Genomic DNA, 20,699 nt, shown 5'->3' with positions numbered 1-20,699 from the left:
CCTGAAGCGGGACATCGCAGGTGCGCGTCACGCCGCCTTGGCGGCGTGCTTGGCCTTGCGGAGCGTGTGACGGCGCCAGATCGATCCCATGACCAGCACCACGACGATGCCGAGCACGGCGAGCGTGATCTCGCCGCCATTGCCGCCATGGGCGAATTGCGGCGACATCCCGATCGAGGTCAGCCAGGAATCGAGCCTGGCACCGAGCGGTCCGGCGAACAGCGCATTCAGCTTGGGATGCACGGCCGGATCGGTCGCGATGACGTCGCCCGCGATCCAGCCGAGCAACGCGGCGCCGGCCCAGACCAGGACCGGCAGCTTGGTGAGCAGCGCCATGATCAGCGCCGCACCGGCCACGATCAGGGGAACGCTGATCGCAAGTCCGAGCACCAGCAGCGGTACGCTGCCATTGGCGGCAGCGGCAACCGCGATCACATTGTCGAGGCTCATCACGATGTCGGCGACCACGACGATCTGAACCGCGGCCCACAGATGCGAGGCTGCGTGCACGCTGTCTTCGTCCTCCTGCTCCGGCACCAGGAGCTTGGCGGCGATCACGATCAGCGCCAATCCACCGACCAGCTTCAGATAGGGAAGCTCCATCAGGCTGGCGACGATGCCGGTGAAGATGACGCGCAGCAGCACCGCCGCGGCGGCACCGAGAATCATGCCCCAGAGGCGCTGGCGCGGCGCGAGCCCGCGGCAGGCGAGCGCGATCACGAGCGCGTTGTCGCCCGACAGCAGGACATTGATCCAGATGATCTTGCCGACGGCGACCCAGAAGGTCGGGGTCGCCATCTCGTTCTTGAACTCGGTGAAGAACGCGCCGATGTACGCCGGATCAAAGATCTGCCACAGCCAGTCCACAGCGAGTCCTATTCGGCCTTATGGCCGCCCCTGGCGGCGGTGGTTCGCCGCTCCCAGTTCATTTCGACGCGGTCTCCCCAGGAGACCGCGTCACTTCAGTTGTGCGGCGTCAGCCGACGATCTCGTTGCCGGCGAAGAACTGCGCGATCTCGATCACCGCGGTCTCCGGCGCATCCGAACCGTGCACCGAATTCTCACCGATCGACTTCGCATAGAGCTTGCGGATGGTGCCTTCGGCGGCCTTCGACGGATCGGTCGCGCCCATCACGTCGCGATACTTCAGGATGGCGCCCTCGCCTTCCAGCACCTGGACCACGACCGGGCCGGAGGTCATGAAGTCGACCAGTTCGCCGAAGAACGGGCGTGCCTTGTGGACGGCATAGAAGGTTTCGGCCTGGCCGCGGGTCATCTGGATGCGCTTCTGCGCCACGACCCGCAGGCCCGCCTTCTCGATCACCGCATTGACCGCGCCGGTCAGGTTGCGCTCGGTGGCGTCGGGCTTGATGATCGAAAAGGTGCGTTCAATCGCCATGATTTCGTCCTTGTAAACGGTGGCTGGGAGTTGCCGGGGCTTATATCGGCGCGATGGGGTAACGGCAAGCGACCCTGTGACGCGTTAGCCTTTAGTTTTGATGGATTTTCACGACAAAAACCGTCGTCCGGGCGGTCTGTGGACAGCGACAGGCTCGGCCAACTTACCGCGATTTCACTTAGGTGAACCCATTCTGACAGCGCCGTGCCGCTGCCGTTCAGCTGCAGCCGCCTAGGCTCTACACCGATCGGACGCCTTGCTGGCCCCCCATCCGCAAGCCTCACAGGACGTCTCGGGAAACGATGTCACCGCGGGCGCGTCACGCGCGCCCATACCTCGAGGAGACGATCATGTTACGCAAATTATCGCTCGCTGCCGTTGCCGCAATTTCGCTCGGTGCCGCTGCACTCGCCCCGACCTCCGCCTCGGCCTGGGGTGGTTGGCATGGCGGCTGGCACGGCGGATGGCACCACGGCTGGTGGGGCGGCCCGCGCGTCATCGTCGGTGGGCCGGCCTACTACGGCGGCTATGGCTACGGTGGCGGTTGCTATGTGCGCCGCATCGTGCCGACCCCGTGGGGTCCCCGCTGGCGTCTGGTCAACCGCTGCTACTGATCCATCTGTTCTGTCGACTGCTCCCCTGACTTGCATCGCCCCGGCCTCGCGCCGGGGCTTTTTTGTGCCCGCCTGGGAACCCGCCTCGCTACCTCAAGGCGACAGTAAGGCGGAACCGAAACCAAATTCGGGGGTCGCGACTTGTCATGGCAGGATTTACGAAGCACGCGAGATGGAACTCGCCAAGAAACATTCCAAGGCACATGCCAAGAGCCATGACGATGACAATGACCCAGACCGACAACGATCCCGATCAGATTGATCGCAAGACCTGCCGTTACATCTGCGATGCCGTGGGTGAACGACTCCAGCAAAGCATGCGGCCAGAACCCGCACTTTCGTCCCGCTTGCAACAGCTGCTCGAGGAAATGCAACGCCGGGAAAACGAGCGCCATTAGATAATGCGGGCTGACCGGCAGCCCAATTGCGTTTTTGCAACAGCCGTCCGGAGAGATTTTACCGACAGACGGGTTGCGTTTGGCAGCGGGTCCGGTGACAACGCTGCATGCTCTCCATTACTGACATTTCAGTCCGGATCGCCGGGCGGCTGTTGATTGATCACAGTTCTGTGCAAATCGTGCCCGGCGCGCGCGTCGGATTTGTCGGCCGTAACGGTGTCGGCAAGTCGACGCTGTTTCATGCCATCCGGGGCGAGCTTCCGACCGAGAGCGGCAGCATCGCGCTTCCTCCGCGCTGGCGAATCGGCAGCCTCGCGCAGGAAGCGCCCGACGGGCCCGAAAGCCTGATCAACGTCGTGCTGAAGGCCGACCTCGAGCGCGACGCGCTGCTGCGCGAGGCCGAGACGGCGCACGACCCGCATCGGATCGCCGATATCCAGACCCGGCTGGTCGACATCGACGCCCACTCCGCCCCTGCCCGCGCCGCGGCGATCCTCTCCGGCCTCGGCTTCTCGACATCAGACCAGGCGCGGCCGTGCGCGGAATTTTCCGGCGGCTGGCGCATGCGCGTGGCGCTGGCGGCGACGCTGTTCTCCGCACCCGATCTGCTGCTGCTGGACGAACCGACCAACTACCTCGATCTCGAGGGCACGTTGTGGCTTGAGAACCACCTCGCCAACTACCCGCGCACGGTGATCGTGATCAGCCACGACCGCGATCTGCTCGACACCTCGGTCGATCAGATCCTGCACCTCGATCGCGGCAAGCTGACGCTCTACAAGGGCACCTATTCCTCATTCGAGGAGCAGCGCGCCGCGCGCGAATTGCTCGACGCCAAGCACGCCAAGCGGCAGGCCGATGAGCGCAAGCGCCTGCAGGACTTCGTCGACCGCTTCAAGGCCAAGGCCTCCAAGGCGCGGCAGGCGCAGTCGCGCGTCAAGATGCTGGAGCGGATGAAGCCGATCACCGCACTGGTGACCCAGGACGTTCGCGAGATCTCCTTTCCGGCACCGGAGAAACTGCTGTCGCCGCCGATCATCGCGGTCGATGACGTTTCGGTCGGCTACGAGCCGGGCAAGCCCGTGCTCAATCGCGTGACGTTGCGCGTCGATCCAGACGATCGCATCGCGCTGCTCGGTTCCAACGGCAACGGCAAGTCGACGCTGGTCAAGCTGCTGGCGGGCAAGCTCGCGCCGTTCGCGGGCAGGATCACGCGGGCCGATAAATTATCGGTCGGCTATTTCGCACAGCACCAGGTCGACGAGCTCAATCTCGACGGCTCGCCCTATGATCACATCCGCAAGCTGATGCTCGAGGCTCCGGAGAGCAAGGTGCGCGGCCGTGTCGGCGCGATCGGCTTCTCCGGCAAGGCCGGCGACACGCTGGTGAAGAGCCTGTCGGGCGGCGAGAAGGCGCGACTGCTGCTCGGGCTTGCGACGTTCTACGCTCCCAACATGATCATCCTGGACGAGCCGACCAACCATCTCGACATCGACAGCCGCGCGGCGCTGGCGGAGGCGATCAACGAATTCCCCGGCGCCATCATGATGGTCTCGCACGATCGCTATCTGATCGAGGCCTGTGCCGATCGTCTGTGGGTCGTCGCCAATCAGACGGTGACGGCCTATGACGGCGATCTCGACGAATATCGCCGCATGATCCTGTCGGCCAATGACGGACGGACCGTGTCGCGTGAGCGCGTCAAGGAGCCGGCCAAGCCGGAACGCATCCGCAATGAGAAGCGCACTTCACCGAGACAACGGGTCGCGCAGGCCGAGAGCGAGATCGAGCGCATCAACGGCATCATCGCAAAGATCGATACCGCGCTCGCTCTGCCCGATATTTTCACGCGCGATCCCAAGCAGGCCGCACAGCTGACCAAGGCGCGCGCCGGCGCCGAGAGCGCGCTGCAACGCGCCGAGGAACAATGGCTGGAAGCCAGCGCCGAACTCGACGAAGCCGCGAGCTAGATTTGCGAGGAAGCGCCCGGGTTTAGCCGTGCGCGGTCTTTTTCTTCTTCGGCTTCGCGGGCTTCGGCTCCGGCGCAGCATCCGGGCCGCGCTCGACCGACGTCAGGCGTCCTGAGGAGAACGTATAGATACCGGCGCGCGCGCCGCGCGACCAGGTCACGACCGCGACGCGCTCGCCGCCCGGCCCGCTCGACAGGTTCACGCTGTCGGGGGCGCCGATGCCGCGCACGACATCGCATTCGGTGTGGCCGAGTGCGACACTGCCGCCGGTCGGCCGCGGCGCACCGGGAGCCTGCGCGTTCGCGTCGGTGGCACCTGCCGGCGGCGCCATGCCGGGGCAGCTTCCGTCAGCACTGACGAGATCATCGTTGGTCACCGGTTTGTCCGGCGTCAGCGGCGGCGATTCGATCGAGATGTTGCGGATGAACACCCGGCCGGGCCGCGAGAACCAATCCGCGTCACGCGAAAAGATGTCGGACGCGCCCGAGCAGCCGGCAAGGCCAGGTGCAAGTACCAGCAACGCCAGCAGCGACTTCCGACTGAATGTTCCATCACGCACGATCGACAAGGCTCCTAACCCCTCTACCTAAGGGCTTGTCCGAACATCACTTTGCGGCATGACCGTGACCCGCCCGAGGAAACGTCGAATTATCATTAATTCATCGATATCGCTATTGGCGCCGCTGCCAGCGTCCCCGCTCGTCGGCCTGCCAATAGGTGACGTCGAAGCCTCGGGCCTTGCAAGCGGTCCAGCTCTCCCGCGCCGAAGCCACCGCGTCGGGGTCGTCACCGTTGAACACGAGGACCAGGCGCTCGTAGCTGTCGCAGTCGGCCGGGAGCGCCGCGTTGTCGACCAGGAACCGGACATTGGCCCGGTTCGGATTGCCCTCCTCGATCGACAGGACGATCGGCTGATCCTGTGCATCGGCAACCCGCGCGCTCGCATGCGGCAGGAACGAATCATCGCTGTAGGTCCACAAATGCGCGTCGAGCGTCTCGGCGCGCTCCTGCGACGTCGATTGCACGACCACCCGCCAACCGCGCTCGAGTGACTTCTCGAGCAGCGGCGGCAGCACGCTTTCCAGCGTCATGTTCTGCAGATGGTAGAACAGAACCTCGGTCATGGGCCGGCCGACACTCTATTACTTCTTGGCTTCATAATACTCGGAGACGAGCCGCTCGAGCAGGCGGACGCCGTAACCCGAGCCCCAGCTCTGATTGATGTCGGTCTTCGGGGCGCCCATCGCGGTGCCGGCGATGTCGAGATGGGCCCAGGGCGTGCCGTCGACGAAGCGCTGCAGGAATTGCGCTGCCGTGATCGAGCCGCCATTGCGTCCGCCGGTGTTCTTCATGTCGGCGAATTGCGAGTCGATCTGCTTGTCGTATTCGGGACCGAGCGGCATCCGCCACACCTTCTCGCCGGTCTCGAGGCCGACCTTGGCGAGGCGCTCGGCGAGTTCGTCATTGTTGGAGAACAGGCCGGCGTAATCGGTGCCGAGCGCGACCATGATCGCGCCGGTCAGCGTTGCGAGATCGACCATGAATTTCGGCTTGCACTTCTTAGCGACGTACCAGAGCACGTCTGCGAGCACGAGGCGCCCTTCGGCGTCGGTGTTGATGATTTCGATGGTCTGGCCCGACATCGAGGTGACGATGTCGCCCGGACGCTGCGCGTTGCCGTCGGGCATGTTCTCGACGAGGCCGATGGCGCCGACCGCATTGACGCGGGCCTTGCGCGCCGCGAGCGCGTGCATCAGCCCGACCACGCAGGCCGCGCCGCCCATGTCACCCTTCATATCCTCCATGCCGCCGGCCGACTTGATGGAGATACCGCCGGTGTCGAAGCAGACGCCCTTGCCGACGAATGCGACCGGCGCCTCGCTCTTCTTGCCGCCGTTCCAGCGCATGATCACGGTGCGGCTGGGCCGTACCGAGCCCTGCCCGACGCCGAGCAGCGCGCCCATGCCGAGCTTGGTCATCGCCTTGACGTCGAGCACCTCGACGGTGACGCCGAGCTTGCGCAGCTGGCTTGCGCGGCGCGCGAACTCTTCGGGATACAGCACGTTCGGCGGCTCGTTGACGAGCTCGCGCGCCAGGTTCACGCCGTCGACGATGGACGAGTCGGGCGCAAACGCCTTCCTGGCAGCAGCGACGTCGTCGACCGCGATCGAGACGTCGGCGCGCACGGTGCCGTCCTCGCCGTCCTTCTTCTTGGTCTTGTAGCGGTCAAACTTGTAGGCACGCAGGCGGATGCCGGTGGCGACCGTTGCCGCCTGCCCCGCCGTCATCGCGGCATCGGGCAGTTCGGCAAGGACGGTCATTGCACCGCTGCCGGCGTTGAGCTTGCCGGCCACCACGCCGCCGAACTTGAGAATATCCTTCTCCTTGAGGTCGGCCACCTTGCCGGTGCCGATCACGATCAGCCGGTCGACCTTGATTCCCTCCGGCGCCAGGATGTCGAGGGCCGCCCCGCTCTTGCCCTTGAACTGGTTGGCGGCCGCGGCCCGCTTGACCGTCTCGGCGGCAGCTCCGAGCGCCTTCCGGGTAGCAGCTCCGAGCTTCAACTGCTCGTCGCAAAAGGCGACCAGAATGCCGCGGGCGGACGCGGAGAACGGGACAAAGCCGACCTTGACGGCGTCGGACATAGGAAAATCCTCCAGAACTCAGGGTGTTGCTCGGGCCTGAGGCGGCCCTTCCGGCACGCGGGGGTGAGCATTGCGATGGCGGTCCAGACCGACCCGGACCGGGCTTGTGGAGCACTATGACCTGCCGGCTGCGCCGCTGCCAAGCGCCGGAGTGGCCGGAAGGCCACAAAAGCGATTAATTAACCATAAATTAAGCGTGCCTTGGCCCGGCCATTTTGTTGACGGATCAAAGGGATGGTAGTGAGATTGTGAACAGAGAGTGAGCCGGACGAGTCCGCGGCTCGACCATAGGGGAACCCGGGTTGACGGGATTGGTCGAAAGCCGTGCGTCTGGTTGCGTGAAGGGGGTCTTGGGGGCCGTGCGGTAGCGATGGGGTCGATCGACAAGTACATCTTCAAAACGACGCTGGCGTCGTTTGCGCTTGTCTTGGTCAGCCTTACCGGCGTGATCTGGATTACGCAGGCGTTGCGCGGCATCGACCTGATGACCAGCCAGGGTCAGACCATCCTCACCTTCCTCGGCATCACCAGCCTCGTGATCCCCGCCCTGATCCTGATCATCGCCCCGATCGCGCTGATGATCGCGATCTCGCACACGCTGAACAAGCTCGCGACCGATTCCGAAATCATCGTCATGAACGCGGCGGGCTTCTCGCCGTTCCGGCTGTTCCGGCCGTTCTTCTTCGCCACCTGCGTGGTTGCGGCGCTGGTCGCCTTTATCGGCGCCTATCTCGCCCCCGACGGCATGCGCCGAATCAAGCAATGGGATGCCGAGATCACCGCCGACGTTCTGACCAATATCCTGCAGCCCGGCCGCTTCGCCCAGCTCGATCAGAACCTGACGATTCGGATCCGCGAGCGCCTGCCCGCCGGCGTGCTCGGCGGCGTTTTCGTCGACGATCGCCGCGATCCGCAGCAGCGCGTCACCATCGTCGCCGACCACGGCACCGTGCTGAAGAACGAGAGCGGCTCATATCTCGTGCTGGAGGACGGCAATCTCGAGCGATTCGAGGTCGGCAAGCGCGATCCGACGCTGGTGGTGTTTCAGCGCTACGCGTTCGACATGTCGAAATTCTCGCAGGGCCGCGACGTCACGCTCGGAATTCGCGAGCGCTACCTCTGGGAATTGATGTGGCCGGACGAGAACGACCAGACCTATCAGCAGCTGTCGGGCCAGTTCTTCGCCGAGCTGCATGATCGCTTCATGGCGCCGATCTATCCGTTTGCGTTCGCGGCCCTCACCTTCGCCTTCCTCGGCGCACCACGCACCACGCGCCAAAGCCGCAATTTCTCGATCGGCGGCTCGGTGTTCGCAGTGTTCGGCCTGCGCATGGTCGGATTCGCCTGCTCCGTCATGGCGGTGAAGACGCCGCTGGCGGCGCTTGTGCAATATCTGATGCTGTTCGCCGGCATCGGCGTCGGGATCTGGATGATCGTCGGCGGCGTGGTCGTCGAACCGCCGGCAGCATTGATGGAAGTCATCAACAGGAACAACGAACGCATTGCGCGCCTCTTCCGGAGGCCCGCCACCGCATGAGCATGGTCACAAATACGCTCGGGCGTTATTTCGCCGGCCGCTTCGTGGTCGCGGCGGTGGGCGTGTTCGCGGGCATCTTCGTGCTGCTCGTGCTGGTCGACTACATCGAGATGGTGCGCAAGACGTCGAGCCTGGTCGGGGCCTCCGCGATTACGGTCGCGGAAACCTCGCTGTTCCGCGTGCCGCAGCTGCTCGAGAAACTGATGCCGTTCTGCGTGCTGATCGGCGCGATGACCTGCTATCTCGCGCTGTCGCGGCGGCTGGAGCTCGTCGTGGCACGCGCCGCCGGCGTCTCGGCCTGGCAATTCATCTCGCCGGCGCTGGTCAGTGCGATCGTGCTCGGCATCTTCGCTACCACCGCCTACAATCCGGTGTCGGCCAATCTGCGCGAGCTCTCCAAACGGATGGAGGCCGAGCTGTTCGGCTCGGCGCCGGGCGGCGGCATCCAGGACGCGTCCGGCTTCTGGCTCAACCAGATCAACGACGAAGGTCAGGCGATCATCAATGCGGCTCGTAGTGAGCAGCAGGGCATCCGGCTGACCGGCCTCACCGTGTTCCGATTCGATACGGCGCTGCAGTTCAAAGAACGAATCGAGGCCCGCGAAGCGACGCTCGAAGAAGGCCGTTGGGCGTTCACGGGAGTACGCCGATACACCCTCGACAAGGCTCCGGTGGACCAGGACACCTTCTACCTGACCACAACCTTGACCCCGGCACAGGTGCGCAACAGTTTCTCCACCCCCGAAACTGTGTCCTTTTGGCAACTGCCGAACTACATCCGTTCGTCGGAGAGCTCAGGGTTCGCGACGGCCGGCTATCGCTTGCAGTATCACAAGCTTATCGCGCAGCCGTTTTTGCTGGCTGCGATGGTGATGTTGGCGGCTTCTGTGAGCCTCCGCTTCTTCCGGATGGGCGGCGTGCAGAAGATGGTTTTGAGTGGCGTGGGCGCAGGCTTTCTGCTCTACGTCCTGTCGAAAGTAACTGAAGATTTGAGCAAGGCTGAGTTGATGCATCCCATCGCTGCGGCGTGGTTGCCTGTCGTTGTGGGTAGCCTCACCGGTTTCTTAGCCTTGCTGTACCAGGAGGACGGGTAGTGGCTACTGTCGCCGCCCGCCAGTTGATGTCGCCTGCATTCGGGCGGCGCAGTGCCCTGCGCCGTCAACGGAGCCGCATGGCCGCGTTTGGCGTTTCGATTTCTGCTCTGCTTGCCGCGTTCGTCGTGGTCAGCGCGCTCGACGTCGTCACGTCGACGCCGGCTGCCGCGCAGTCGTTTACCTACAATCCGCGTCCGCCGAAGCCGGTCCGCCCGCCGGCCAAGAACGACGGGCAGATGCTCGTTCAGGCGACCGAGGTCGATTACGACTACAACAACAGCCGCATCTCGGCCGTCGGCAACGTCCAGATGTTCTACAACGGCACCAGCGTCGAGGCCGACAAGGTCATCTACGACCAGAAGACCAAGCGTCTTCATGCCGAAGGCAACATCCGCATGACCGATGCGGAAGGCAAGATCACCTACGCCAACATCCTGGATCTCAGCGACGACTACCGCGACGGGTTCGTCGATTCGCTGCGCGTCGATACTGAAGACCAGACCCGCATGGCGGCGACCCGCGCCGATCGGTCCAGCGGCAATTACACGGTGTTCGATAACGGCGTTTATACCGCCTGCGCCCCCTGTAAGGATGATCCGAAGAAGCCGCCGCTCTGGCAGGTCAAGGGCGCGCGCATCATCCATGACCAGACCGAGAAGATGCTCTATTTCGAGAACGCCCAGCTCGAGTTCTTCGGCGTTCCGATGGCCTACATGCCCTATTTCTCGACGCCCGATCCGACCGTGAAGCGCAAGAGCGGCTTCCTGATGCCGGGCTTCACCAGCTACACGGCGTTCGGCTATGGCGTCGAAATTCCGTATTATTGGGCGATCGCGCCTGACATGGACGCGACCTTCAGTCCGCGCATCACCTCGAAGCAGGGCGTGCTGCTGCAGACCGAATTCCGCCAGCGCTTCGTGGACGGCTCCTATCAGATCAGGCTTTACGGCATCGACCAGCTCGATCGGGGTCAGTTTACTGGCCAGCCGGGCGACCGCGACTTCCGCTGGGGCGTCGACACCAAGGGCCAGTTCGCGCTGAACGACAAATGGGTCTGGGGCTGGGACGGCGTCGTGCTGTCCGACTACTTCTTCATGTCCGACTACCGGCTCGCCCAGTACAAGGATCCGTTCGGATCGTTCCTGTCGCTGCCGACGGAAGCGATCTCGCAGCTCTATCTGACCGGCGTCGGCAACCGCAGCTTCTTCGATGCGCGGGCGATCTACTATCTCAGCTACTCGGGCAACCAGAACCAGGTCCCGGTGGTCGCGCCCGTCATCGACTACAACAACGTGATCAACAACAACATTCTGGGCGGCGAGTTCAGCTACAAGATGAACTTCGTCAACCTGACCCGCGAAACCGCGGTGTTCGATCCGATCACGACGATCGCCAACACCGCCGGCCTGTGCAGTTTGACGTCCGCCGATCCGCTGGCTCGGACGCCGTCGCAGTGCCTGCTGCGCGGCATGCCGGGCACCTACACAAGGCTGACGGCCGAGGCGCAGTGGCGCAAGTCCTATACCGACCCGCTCGGCCAGATCTGGACGCCGTTCGCCAGCGTCCGCGCCGATGCGATCAACGCCGACATCTCGAACCAGCCGGGCGTTTCCAACTTCCTGCCGGTCGGCGACACCCAGACGGTCCGCTTCATGCCGACCGTCGGCCTCGAATACCGCTACCCCTTCATCAATGTGCAGCCGTGGGGCACGACCACCGTCGAGCCGATTGCGCAGGTCATCATCCGGCCCAACGAGCCGAATGCCGGCAAGCTTCCGAACGAGGACGCGCAGAGCCTGGTGTTCGACACCAGCAACCTGTTCGCGGTCGACAAGTTCTCCGGCTACGACCGTGTCGAAGGCGGCAGCCGCGCCAATGTCGGCGTGCAGGCCACTACGCAGTTCGATCACGGCGGCAGCGTCAAGGGGATGTTCGGGCAGTCCTACCAGATGTTCGGGCTGAACTCGTTCGCGGTCGCTGATATGACCAATACCGGCATCGACTCCGGGCTGCAGAACCCGCGCTCGGACTATGTCGCGAGCCTCGCCTATTCGCCCAACCGCACCTACACTTTCAGCGTCCGCTCGCGGATGGATGAAGCGACCTGGAACATCAACCGGTTCGAGGCCACGGCGAGCGCGAACTTCGACCGCTGGTCGATCGCCGTGACCTATGGCGATTATGCAGCGCAGCCGGAACTCGGCTACCTGACGCGCCGCGAGGGCATCCTCACCAGCGGATCGGTCAAGGTGGCGTCGAACTGGGTGGTTCAGGGTGCGGCGCGCTGGGACCTTGAAGCGAACAAGATCAACCAGTATGCCGTCGGCGCGGGCTATGTGGACGACTGCTTCGTGCTGGCTGCCAACTACATCACGTCCTATACCTATCAGGCAGGCTCGCAGCCGCCCGTCCTCAGCCATGCGTTCATGTTCCAGATCGGGCTGCGGACGATCGCCCAGACCTCCACGACCAGCAGCTCCGCTGGCATGCAGTAGCGAGCGAGGAGCCTGCCAAGGACCATGTATTGGGGGCTTGAATTGGGGGCTTGTATTGCTCGCGGGCCTGTGGCCCCGGCTTGAATTGGTTTAAACGGCTGACATGACCACAATGACGACCGCTAGCCTGCCAAGGCGCTGCTATCAGCTAGTGTTGAGTTCCCTGCTGGCTCTTTTCCTCCTGTTGGGAGGCGGTGCGCGACTGCACGCCCAGACCATCGCCGTGATGGTCAATGGCGAACCCATCACCAATTTCGACATCGAGCAGCGCGCCAAGCTGAACGCGCTGACCGGCGGCAAGACCCCCGATCGCAAAACCGTCCTCGACGACTTGATCGACGAGAAGCTGAAGATCAAGGAAGCCAAGAAATTCGGCGTCGATCCCACCGCCAACGATATCGAGCAGTCCTATGGCGGGATGGCGCAGCGGATGCGGCTGAACAACGACCAGCTGACCAAGGTCCTCGAGAGCAAGGGCATCCGCCCCGATACGCTCAAGCAACGCATCAGGGCCGACATGGTCTGGACCAGCCTGGTCCGCGGCCGCTTCAAGGAAAGCCTGCAGGTCGGCGAGAAGGACGTCGACACCGCGGTCAAAGGCGCCGGCGAAGCGCCCGACGCCGAAGCGTTCGAATACCGGATGCAGCCGGTCGTGCTGATTGTGCCCCGCGGCTCTCCGCAATCCGAATTCGAGAACCGCCGCAAGGAAGCCGACACCCTGCGCGAGCGCGTCACCAGCTGCGAGGAAGCCAACACCTTCTTCAAGTCGATGCGCAACGCCGCGATCCGCGAGATCGTCGTGAAGACGTCGGCAGACCTGCCGCAGTCGCTGCGCGACATCCTGGACAAGACCCCGGTCGGCCACCTCACCCCTCCCGAGCTCACCAAGCAGGGCGTCGAAATGGTCGCTCTCTGCGGCCGGAAGGCAACCACCGTGGACACGCCGAAGAAGCGTGAGATGCGAGACAAGATGTACGTGCAGAAGTACGAGGCGAAGTCGAAAGCCTACCTGCAGGAAGTCCGGAAAGCCGCGATGATCGAATATCCAGGCGGGCGATGATCGACTATCGTTGACGCATGGCTCAACCTCTCGCACTGACATGCGGCGAGCCCGCAGGCATCGGCCCCGACATCACGCTCGCCGCGTGGCTGCGCCGGCGCGAACTCGACCTTCCGCCGTTCTATCTGCTCGGTGACCGCGCGGCCCTGGCCGAGCGCGCCAGGACGCTCGGGCTCGTCGTCGAATTTGCCGAGGTCAGCGCCGAGGAGGCATCCGCGGCATTTGCACGGGCCCTGCCCGTCGTTGCGACCGGCAAGGCGGCGACGGCGCAACCGGGCAAGCCGGACGGAACGAGCGCGGATGCCGCGCTGGCGTCGATCCGTCAGGCCGTCGCCGATGTTGCGTCGGGCAAGGCAAGCGCGGTCGTCACCAATCCGATCGCCAAGAACGTGCTGTACCGCGCCGGTTTCCGCCATCCCGGCCACACCGAATTCCTCGCCGAGCTTGCCGCCCGCGGCGGGCCCGCGCCGCAGCCGGTGATGATGCTGTGGTCGCCGTCGCTCGCCGTGGTCCCGGTGACGATCCATGTGTCGGTCCGCGAGGCGCTGGCGCAATTGTCGATCGACCTGATCGTCTCGACCGCGCGAATCGTGGTCGCCGACATGAAGGCGCGGTTTGGCCTCGCCTCGCCGCGGCTTGCGGTCGCCGGCCTCAACCCGCATGCCGGCGAAGACGGCACGCTCGGCATGGAAGACGTCGAGATCGTCGCGCCTGCGGTCGAGATTCTGCGCCGCGACGGCATTGCCGCCCGCGGTCCGCTGCCGGCCGACACCATGTTCCACGCAGCCGCGCGCAAGACCTATGACTGCGCGCTCTGCATGTATCACGACCAGGCGCTGATCCCGATCAAGACCGTCGCGTTCGAGGACGCCGTCAACGTCACGCTGGGCCTGCCCTTCATCCGGACATCACCCGATCACGGCACCGCATTCGACATCGCCGGCACCGGCAAGGCCAATCCCTCGAGCCTGATCGCCGCGCTCCGGCTCGCCGCGCGCATGGCCGCGGCATCAAGCTAAGTGAGCGCGATCGACGATCTGCCGCCGCTGCGCGACATCATTCGCGAGCATTCGCTGTCGGCGCGCAAATCGCTCGGCCAGAATTTCCTGCTCGATCTCAATCTCACCGCACGCATCGCCCGCGCCGCGGGCCCGCTGGAAGACTCAACCGTGATCGAGGTCGGACCCGGCCCCGGCGGACTGACGCGCGCGCTGCTTGCGATGGGCGCCAAGCGCGTCATCGCCATCGAGCGCGACGAGCGCGCGATCGATGCACTCGACTACATCGTCAAGCGCTATCCCGGCCGCATCGAGATCGTGCATGGCGACGCGCAGCACTTTGATCCGCGTCCTTTGCTCGATGGCGGCAAGGCCAAGATCGTCGCCAACCTGCCCTACAACATCGCAACCCAGCTCCTGGTCGACTGGCTGTCGATCGAGCCGTGGCCGCCCTGGTACGACACCATGGTGTTGATGTTCCAGCGCGAGGTCGCCGAGCGCATCGTCGCGCATGAGGACGAGGAAGCCTATGGCAGGCTCGCGGTGCTCGCCAACTGGCGCGCCGAAACCAAAAGCCTGTTCGACATTTCGCCCGCAGCCTTCGTGCCGCAGCCGAAGGTCACATCCTCGGTGGTACGATTGATCCCGCGCGCCGCGCCGGAGCCGTGCGACCGCCGCATGCTCGAGCAGGTCGCCGCCGCCGCCTTCGGCCAGCGCCGCAAGATGCTGCGCCAGAGCCTGAAGTCGCTGTCGGTCGATCCGGCGCGGCTTGCTGCCGCAGCCGATATCGACGCAACGCGGCGCGCCGAAACCATTCCGGTCACGGGCTTTGTTGCCATGGCCAGGGAATTGGCCGATATACGGTCCACAAAATAGAACATCAGGAGAAAACGAAATGGCGCGTATGGTTCGCCAATCCCTCGTGAAATTCGACGCACCGCTGTGCGAAACCATCGTGGACACGCCCAAGCCGCAGGGACGCGAAGTGCTGGTGCGCATCGAGCGCTGCGGCCTGTGCCATTCCGATCTCCACATCCAGGACGGCTATGCCGATCTCGGCGGCGGCAAGAAGCTCGACACCACCCGCGGCATGACGCTGCCCTTCACGCTCGGCCATGAGATCGCGGGCGTCGTCGACGAGGTCGGTCCCGATGCGTCGAAGGATCTGGTCGGAACGAAGAAGGCAGTCTTCCCCTGGATCGGCTGCGGCCAGTGCCGCGACTGCCTCGCCGGCGACGAGAATCTCTGCGCCAAGCAGCGTTTCCTCGGCGTCTCGATCGACGGCGGCTTCGCCACCCACGTGCTGGTGCCTGACGCGAAATACCTGCTCGATTACGATCCGCTGCCGGTTAATCAGGCCGCCACGCTGATGTGCTCCGGCGTCACGGCTTACGGCGCGCTGAAGCGCCTGGTCGATCGTCCGCGCCAGCGCAATCTGCTGCTGATCGGCCTCGGCGGCGTCGGCATGATGGGCCTGTCGTTCGCGCAGGCGATGTTCAAGCAGCCGATCGCGGTTGCCGATCTCAGCCCGGCGGCGCGCGAGACCGCGCTGAAGAACGGTGCGGCGGCGGCCTACGATCCCGCGGAGCCCGATGTCGTCAAGCGCATGCTGAAGGAGAGCGACGGCGGCTTCGACGGCGTCGTCGACTTCGCCGGCAACGAGAAGTCGATGGCGTTTGCGGTGTCGACAGTGGCACGCGGCGGCAAGATCGTGGTGTCCGGCCTGATGGGCGGCCAGTTCACGCTGCCGATGGTGCAATGGGTCTACAAGCGCATGACCATCGAAGGCTTCATGGTGGGCACGCTGGCCGAGGGCCAGGAGCTGATGGCGCTCGCCCGGGCCGGCAAGATCAAGCCGACCCCGATGAAGGAAGAGCCGATGGCCGACGTCCAGAAATGGATCGAAGAGCTGCGCGCCGGCAAGGTCGTCGGACGCATCGTGCTGAAGAACTGACGAAGACGTCCCGCCGGCCGCGCAACCGCCGGCGGGACATCCCCCTTAATGAGCCCATTTGGTCGCGCCTTGCGGAGCCGACTGCTGCTTTTGTCCTGCCGCGCGCGCTGGTAATCTTCCGGCGAGGCTGAGAGGGTACGGGGCATGCACGGAGCAGTGCAAGGCAGGAGCCTGGCGGCTGCGGCGCTGCTGGCGCTGCTGTGGCAAGCACTTATCGGCGCGGCGCAGGCCGCCACCGAAAAGCGCGTCGCGCTGGTGATCGGCAATTCCGCCTATCAGAACGTGACGCGGCTCGACAATCCCCGCAACGATGCCGCCCTGATGGCCGAGACGCTGGCAGGCCTCGGCTTCACCCTGGTCGGCGGCCGCGCCCAGCTCGATCTCGACAAGCCGGCGATCGACATCGCCGTCCAGAGCTTCGGCCGGCAGGTGCAGGGCGCTGACGTCGCGCTGTTCTATTATGCAGGCCATGGCGTCCAGGTCTCCGGCGCGAATTACCTGGTCCCGGTCAGCGGCAACGCCACCCGCGAGGCCGACGTCGATTTCCAGATGCTCGACGTGAATCTGGTGCTGAGGCAGATGCAAGGCTCCGGCACACGGCTCAACGTGGTGATCCTCGATGCCTGCCGGAACAACCCGTTCGGTGGACGCGGGTTGCGCGCCGCAGACGGCGGCCTGGCGCAAATGCGCGCCCCGGAGGGCACCCTGATCTCCTACGCCACGCAGCCTGGCAACGTCGCGCAGGACGGCACCGGCGGCCACAGCCCCTACACCAAGGCACTGGCCGCCACGATCAAGCTCGCTGGCCTCGACATCTTCCAGACCTTCAACCAGGTCGGACTTGCGGTGAAGCGCGAGACCGGCGGCTCGCAACAGCCCTGGGTCTCGTCATCGCCGATCGACGGAACGTTCTATTTCGTGCCCCCGGTGGCCGAGCAAAAGGTTGCGATCGCGCCGCAGCCCGAGCCGCAACTGCCCGGCACGTTGCGGCCCGATCCCGATCGCATCCCGATCAAGGACGTCGCGCTGCTGCGCGAATTGAGCGATCGGCTCTATGAGCACAATTTCGATCCCGAGCCGCTCGACAGCAGGAACGGCATGCGTGCGGCGATCAGCAAATTCCAGGAGAAGGTCGCGATGACGCCGACCGGCGAAGCGACCGAGGGCCTCCTGACGCGGCTGCGCAAGATGGAGGACCTGCAACCCTGGGGGTCGATCGTCTACGGCCCGGACATCGATAAATGGGGCATCTCCTGGAAGCATGCGTCACGACGTGCCGCGGTCGACGACGCGCGCACCAAATGTGGCGGCGCCAAATGCACCCTCGAGCTTTCCTTCTACGGCTCGCGCTGCGGCGCGTTCGCGATATCAGCCAAGTCCTGGTCGCTGATCCAGCGCGACACGCTCGATCGCGCCAAGACCGCCGCGCTTGACGAATGCGGCAAGGCCGGGAAATCCTGCCGCATTATCGATGCCGTCTGCGCTGACGGCTCCGGGCACTGAATTGATTGATCACATTGGATAGAGCTGAAAATGAAAAGCATGTTTCGCTCACTGCCTCGCACCGTCCTGTTTTCCGCCCTGCTCCTTTCCGCTCTCGGTCCGACGGCCGCGCTTGCGCAAGCCGGCAGCAGCGGCGGCAGCATCGGCAATGATGAGAAATCACTGTCCGGCTCGCGCGCCGCGCCGCGCTCCGTCGAACCCGATCGGCCGGTCCGGCGCAGCAAGCCGGAATCGGAGGAGCCTCGCCACACCGCGCGCAGGAGCGGCGGAGGTGGTGGCGGTGGCAGCACCGACGGGGCCTGGGTGGTTACCTCGGTGGGCTGCGGTGGTACCGCCTCCGGCGCGGTCGTGGTCACGAGCGGCAGGATCATCGGCGAAGGCCTCACCGGGTCCGTCAGCCCCAATGGCGCGGCGCGGTCCGTGTTGCGCTCGAACGGCGTGACCTCGATCGGTTCGGGCCGTCCGTCCGGCCGCAGTGGCTCGGGAACGTTCCGCCGCTCCGACGGCTGCAGCGGGACCTGGACCGCCACAAAACAATAGCGACGCTCGGACCCTGAATTTGCAAAGCAAGAATTTGGACACGCCCGACCATGCAAACGATGTTTCAGCCGAACGCCCGGACGATCCTGTTCTCTGCCCTGCTCTGCCTCTCGGGTTCAACGGCCGCGCTCGCGCAGTCCGGTAGCAGCGGCGGCAGCATCGGCAATGACGAGAAGTCGCTGTCCGGGACGCGCCAGTCGCCGCGCGCCGTCGCGCCGTCAACGCCGGCGCGAAGCAAGAGCTCGGAGGCGCCGCGCCGCGCCACACGGAAGACCGGCAGCGAGGGCGGTGGCGGCAGCGGCAATTTCGATGGTGCGTGGGTGGTCGTCGCAGAGGGCTCGCCCTGCGGCTCCAGCACTGAACGACTGGTGATCTCCGGCGGCAGCATTTCGGGAGAGCTGAGCTCCGGACAAATCAGCCCCAACGGATCCACGACGGGCAGCGGGTCCGCCGGCGGCTTGAGCTGGACCAGTTCGGGCCGTTTCTCGGGCCGCAGCGGTTCCGGCTCATTCGTGCGATCTGACGGATGCAAGGGCCACTGGACTGCGTCAAAGCGGTAGTCCACTCCCTGAACGAGCCAGCATGCGCGCTGCCACCGGCGCGCCGCAATTGCGGTCTGCCGCGAGCCTCAATTAAGCCCTACCCGTTCCGGATTTGCGGCGCATTGCGACCCAACTCTTTACCGAGATTGGCTGCACCAGCGTTTGCGTAAAAAAGAATACCGGGGACGCGTATGTCAAATCGTTCAGCGAAATTCGCTGCGGCGCTTGCCGCCAGCATGTTGGCCGCTGCCAACTTCACAGCCATGGCCCAGACCGCCGCCAGCACGGCGGGCACCACTACGGCGAATGCGAAGACCGCGGATAGCTGTCAGTCCGCGCCGAAGGGAACCGCGCCTGCGGGGAGCCACTGGTTCTATCACCTCGACCGCAGCACCAAGAAGCAGTGCTGGTATCTCGGTGACGCCAAGACCAAGACCGTCGCCAGGACCGCGGCGACGCAGCAGCAGCCAGCGGCCGCCGAGCCGGACGCCACGACCGCCGATACAACGCCACCACGGAGCCAGCCGGCGCCCCAGCCGGCCATGCGCAAGTCCGTCGCGGACGCGCATGCCGAGTGGCCCTCGCCGCAGCAGGCGGCGACCGCGCCGGTGCCGAGCGCAGATGCCGGTCAGGCCGGCACCGCGGCAACGACCGCCCCGACGGCATCCGCCGCGCCCAGCGGCCCGAACGGCCAGGCATCGGAGGTGAACGCCAGATGGCTGGATGCATCGAGCATGGCCGGAACCAACGGAACCCGGCACGCAGCAGACCAGCCGACCGTGGTCGCGCAGGCCGACGCGATGCCGCAACAGGCAGCCGCGCCGGTATCAGCCGCCTCCGTGACGGCCGAGGCGTCCGCCGAGAAGTCGTCCTCCTCGACGCAGATGCTGCTGATCGTGATGGTCGGCGCGCTGGCACTGGCCGGCCTGGTCAGCGCGCTGGTGTTCGGGCTGACCCGCACCCGTACGCCGCCCTATGAGATCAGCGACGAATGGCGTGCGCCCTGGGATTCACTCCACACCGAGCCGGCGCCGCCGATGGCCGTGGTCAGCCGCGACCGTCCGCTGCGCCTGGCGGAGGCTGCACCGCGCCGGTCAGAGACACCGGTTCCGCGCCGCGCCGAGACGCCGGTTGCTCGCCGCGAGACGGCACGCGAGCCGGATCAAACCGAGCAGGACAACAAGCAGATCGCGGCGATGCTGCAGCGGCTGGCGCGCAGCGCGGCCAACTAGAGAGCGCTCAAGAAAGCAGATGAGATATGATGCGATCCCCGGATCGCATCATGGTTCCGGCGGGTTACTTCTCGAGCTGGCGCTGCAGGCCGCGTACGAACTCGGTGAGGCCGGTGCGGCGCTCTCGCTTGAGCCGCTCGGCTTTCAGGATCGACTGCACCTCGGCAAAGGCGTCGTCGACGTTCTGGTTGACGACGATATAGTCGTACTCCGCCCAGTGGCTCAGCTCATGGGTGGCGCGATTCATCCGCCCGCGGATGACCTCCTCGGAATCCTGCGCACGGGTGTGCAGCCGCTTCTCGAGATCGGCCGCCGACGGCGGCAGGATGAAGACGCTGACGACGTCGGCGCGCGCCTTCTCGCGCAACTGCTGGGTGCCCTGCCAATCGATGTCGAACAGCACGTCCTCGCCGGCCGCGAGCGCAGCCTCGACCGGCGCGCGCGGCGTGCCGTAGCGGTTGTCGAACACGGTGGCCCATTCCAGCAGCTCGCCCTGCTTGGCCATCGCCTCGAACTTGGTCTTGTCGACAAAGAAATAGTCGCGCCCCTCGACCTCGCCCGGCCGCTTCGGCCGCGTGGTCGCCGACACCGACATTTTCAACCCCGGCATGCGGTCGATCAGCATGCGCGACAACGTCGTCTTGCCGGCGCCCGAGGGCGACGACAGGACGAACATCAGTCCGCGCCGCTCAACGCCGTCAAAACCCTGTGCCGTCAT

20 protein-coding genes are annotated in these 20,699 nt (G+C 65.1%); 14 read left to right on the top strand and 6 right to left on the bottom strand.

Annotated elements, in window-relative coordinates; all coding sequences use genetic code 11:
- Positions 1 to 27: 27 nt before the first annotated feature.
- Both ACE103_RS18880 and ndk read right to left on the bottom strand, forming a co-directional pair.
- Entirely contained in the window at positions 28 to 867 is an 840-nt protein-coding gene (locus tag ACE103_RS18880; protein ID WP_223968017.1) for a TerC family protein, read from the bottom strand.
- A gap of 109 nt (positions 868 to 976) precedes the next feature.
- Positions 977 to 1,399, bottom strand: coding sequence for a nucleoside-diphosphate kinase (ndk, locus tag ACE103_RS18875; RefSeq protein WP_050425938.1), 423 nt, complete (start codon positions 1,397 to 1,399; stop codon positions 977 to 979).
- A 350-nt stretch (positions 1,400 to 1,749) separates the two neighbouring features.
- Here ndk and ACE103_RS18870 point away from each other — a divergent pair, with 350 nt between their 5' ends.
- The 3 genes from ACE103_RS18870 (at position 1,750) to ACE103_RS18860 (ending at position 4,381) form a co-directional block, all read left to right on the top strand.
- On the top strand, positions 1,750 to 2,013 hold the full coding sequence (locus ACE103_RS18870) for a sulfur globule protein precursor (protein WP_375780658.1): 264 nt from the start codon (positions 1,750 to 1,752) through the stop codon (positions 2,011 to 2,013).
- Between the two features lie 227 nt (positions 2,014 to 2,240).
- Entirely contained in the window at positions 2,241 to 2,411 is a 171-nt protein-coding gene (locus ACE103_RS18865; protein WP_223968019.1) for a hypothetical protein, read from the top strand.
- 107 nt (positions 2,412 to 2,518) lie between these two features.
- The gene (locus ACE103_RS18860) at positions 2,519 to 4,381 is read left to right on the top strand and encodes an ABC-F family ATP-binding cassette domain-containing protein (protein ID WP_375780657.1); all 1,863 of its coding nucleotides are present in this window, start codon (positions 2,519 to 2,521) and stop codon (positions 4,379 to 4,381) included.
- 22 nt (positions 4,382 to 4,403) lie between these two features.
- On the opposite strand, the gene ACE103_RS18855 is transcribed toward ACE103_RS18860, so the two are convergent.
- From ACE103_RS18855 to ACE103_RS18845, 3 genes are all read right to left on the bottom strand, one after another.
- The gene (locus ACE103_RS18855) at positions 4,404 to 4,949 is read right to left on the bottom strand and encodes a hypothetical protein (RefSeq protein WP_375780656.1); all 546 of its coding nucleotides are present in this window, start codon (positions 4,947 to 4,949) and stop codon (positions 4,404 to 4,406) included.
- Positions 4,950 to 5,052: 103 nt separating this feature from the next.
- Positions 5,053 to 5,505, bottom strand: a complete 453-nt coding sequence (locus ACE103_RS18850) for a DNA polymerase III subunit chi (protein ID WP_375780655.1) — start codon at positions 5,503 to 5,505, stop codon at positions 5,053 to 5,055.
- Between the two features lie 18 nt (positions 5,506 to 5,523).
- A complete protein-coding gene (locus ACE103_RS18845; protein ID WP_375780654.1) occupies positions 5,524 to 7,026 on the bottom strand; it encodes a leucyl aminopeptidase in 1,503 nt (500 codons plus the stop codon).
- A 370-nt stretch (positions 7,027 to 7,396) separates the two neighbouring features.
- Here ACE103_RS18845 and lptF point away from each other — a divergent pair, with 370 nt between their 5' ends.
- The 11 genes from lptF to ACE103_RS18790 all read left to right on the top strand — a co-directional run bounded on the left by lptF (position 7,397) and on the right by ACE103_RS18790 (position 19,981).
- Positions 7,397 to 8,563, top strand: a complete 1,167-nt coding sequence (lptF, locus tag ACE103_RS18840) for an LPS export ABC transporter permease LptF (RefSeq protein WP_223968024.1) — start codon at positions 7,397 to 7,399, stop codon at positions 8,561 to 8,563.
- Positions 8,560 to 9,657 (top strand): LPS export ABC transporter permease LptG, encoded by a 1,098-nt coding sequence (gene lptG / locus ACE103_RS18835; RefSeq protein ID WP_092113464.1) that lies wholly within the window; start codon positions 8,560 to 8,562, stop codon positions 9,655 to 9,657. Before lptF ends, lptG begins: the two co-directional genes overlap by 4 nt.
- Before the next feature lie 77 nt (positions 9,658 to 9,734).
- Positions 9,735 to 12,152 carry an LPS-assembly protein LptD gene (locus ACE103_RS18830; protein ID WP_375780653.1) on the top strand — a complete coding sequence of 806 codons (2,418 nt, stop codon included), beginning with the start codon at positions 9,735 to 9,737 and terminating at the stop codon, positions 12,150 to 12,152.
- 112 nt (positions 12,153 to 12,264) lie between these two features.
- Positions 12,265 to 13,212, top strand: coding sequence for a SurA N-terminal domain-containing protein (locus ACE103_RS18825; RefSeq protein ID WP_375780652.1), 948 nt, complete (start codon positions 12,265 to 12,267; stop codon positions 13,210 to 13,212).
- Positions 13,213 to 13,229: 17 nt separating this feature from the next.
- The gene (pdxA, locus tag ACE103_RS18820) at positions 13,230 to 14,231 is read left to right on the top strand and encodes a 4-hydroxythreonine-4-phosphate dehydrogenase PdxA (RefSeq protein ID WP_375780651.1); all 1,002 of its coding nucleotides are present in this window, start codon (positions 13,230 to 13,232) and stop codon (positions 14,229 to 14,231) included.
- Positions 14,232 to 15,086: a 16S rRNA (adenine(1518)-N(6)/adenine(1519)-N(6))-dimethyltransferase RsmA gene (gene rsmA, locus ACE103_RS18815; protein WP_375780650.1), complete on the top strand. Its 855-nt coding sequence runs from the start codon at positions 14,232 to 14,234 to the stop codon at positions 15,084 to 15,086. It begins immediately after the preceding gene.
- Positions 15,087 to 15,105: 19 nt separating this feature from the next.
- Positions 15,106 to 16,164: an alcohol dehydrogenase gene (locus ACE103_RS18810; RefSeq protein ID WP_375780649.1), complete on the top strand. Its 1,059-nt coding sequence runs from the start codon at positions 15,106 to 15,108 to the stop codon at positions 16,162 to 16,164.
- A gap of 144 nt (positions 16,165 to 16,308) precedes the next feature.
- A complete protein-coding gene (locus tag ACE103_RS18805; protein WP_375780648.1) occupies positions 16,309 to 17,667 on the top strand; it encodes a caspase family protein in 1,359 nt (452 codons plus the stop codon).
- A 30-nt stretch (positions 17,668 to 17,697) separates the two neighbouring features.
- Positions 17,698 to 18,207: a hypothetical protein gene (locus tag ACE103_RS18800; protein ID WP_375780647.1), complete on the top strand. Its 510-nt coding sequence runs from the start codon at positions 17,698 to 17,700 to the stop codon at positions 18,205 to 18,207.
- Between the two features lie 50 nt (positions 18,208 to 18,257).
- Positions 18,258 to 18,767 (top strand): hypothetical protein, encoded by a 510-nt coding sequence (locus tag ACE103_RS18795; RefSeq protein ID WP_375780646.1) that lies wholly within the window; start codon positions 18,258 to 18,260, stop codon positions 18,765 to 18,767.
- Positions 18,768 to 18,940: 173 nt separating this feature from the next.
- Positions 18,941 to 19,981 (top strand): hypothetical protein, encoded by a 1,041-nt coding sequence (locus tag ACE103_RS18790; protein ID WP_375780645.1) that lies wholly within the window; start codon positions 18,941 to 18,943, stop codon positions 19,979 to 19,981.
- 64 nt (positions 19,982 to 20,045) lie between these two features.
- Here the strand turns inward: ACE103_RS18790 and gmk are convergent, their stop codons facing one another.
- Positions 20,046 to 20,699, bottom strand: coding sequence for a guanylate kinase (gmk, locus tag ACE103_RS18785; RefSeq protein ID WP_212317734.1), 654 nt, complete (start codon positions 20,697 to 20,699; stop codon positions 20,046 to 20,048).

Origin of the sequence: Bradyrhizobium sp. ma5 (assembly GCF_042258955.1) — a bacterium.
In the GTDB taxonomy this organism is placed as follows: Bacteria; Pseudomonadota; Alphaproteobacteria; order Rhizobiales; family Xanthobacteraceae; genus Bradyrhizobium.
The sequence above is the reverse complement of the archived record's forward strand: the minus strand, read 5'-3'. Positions and strand labels throughout refer to the sequence as shown.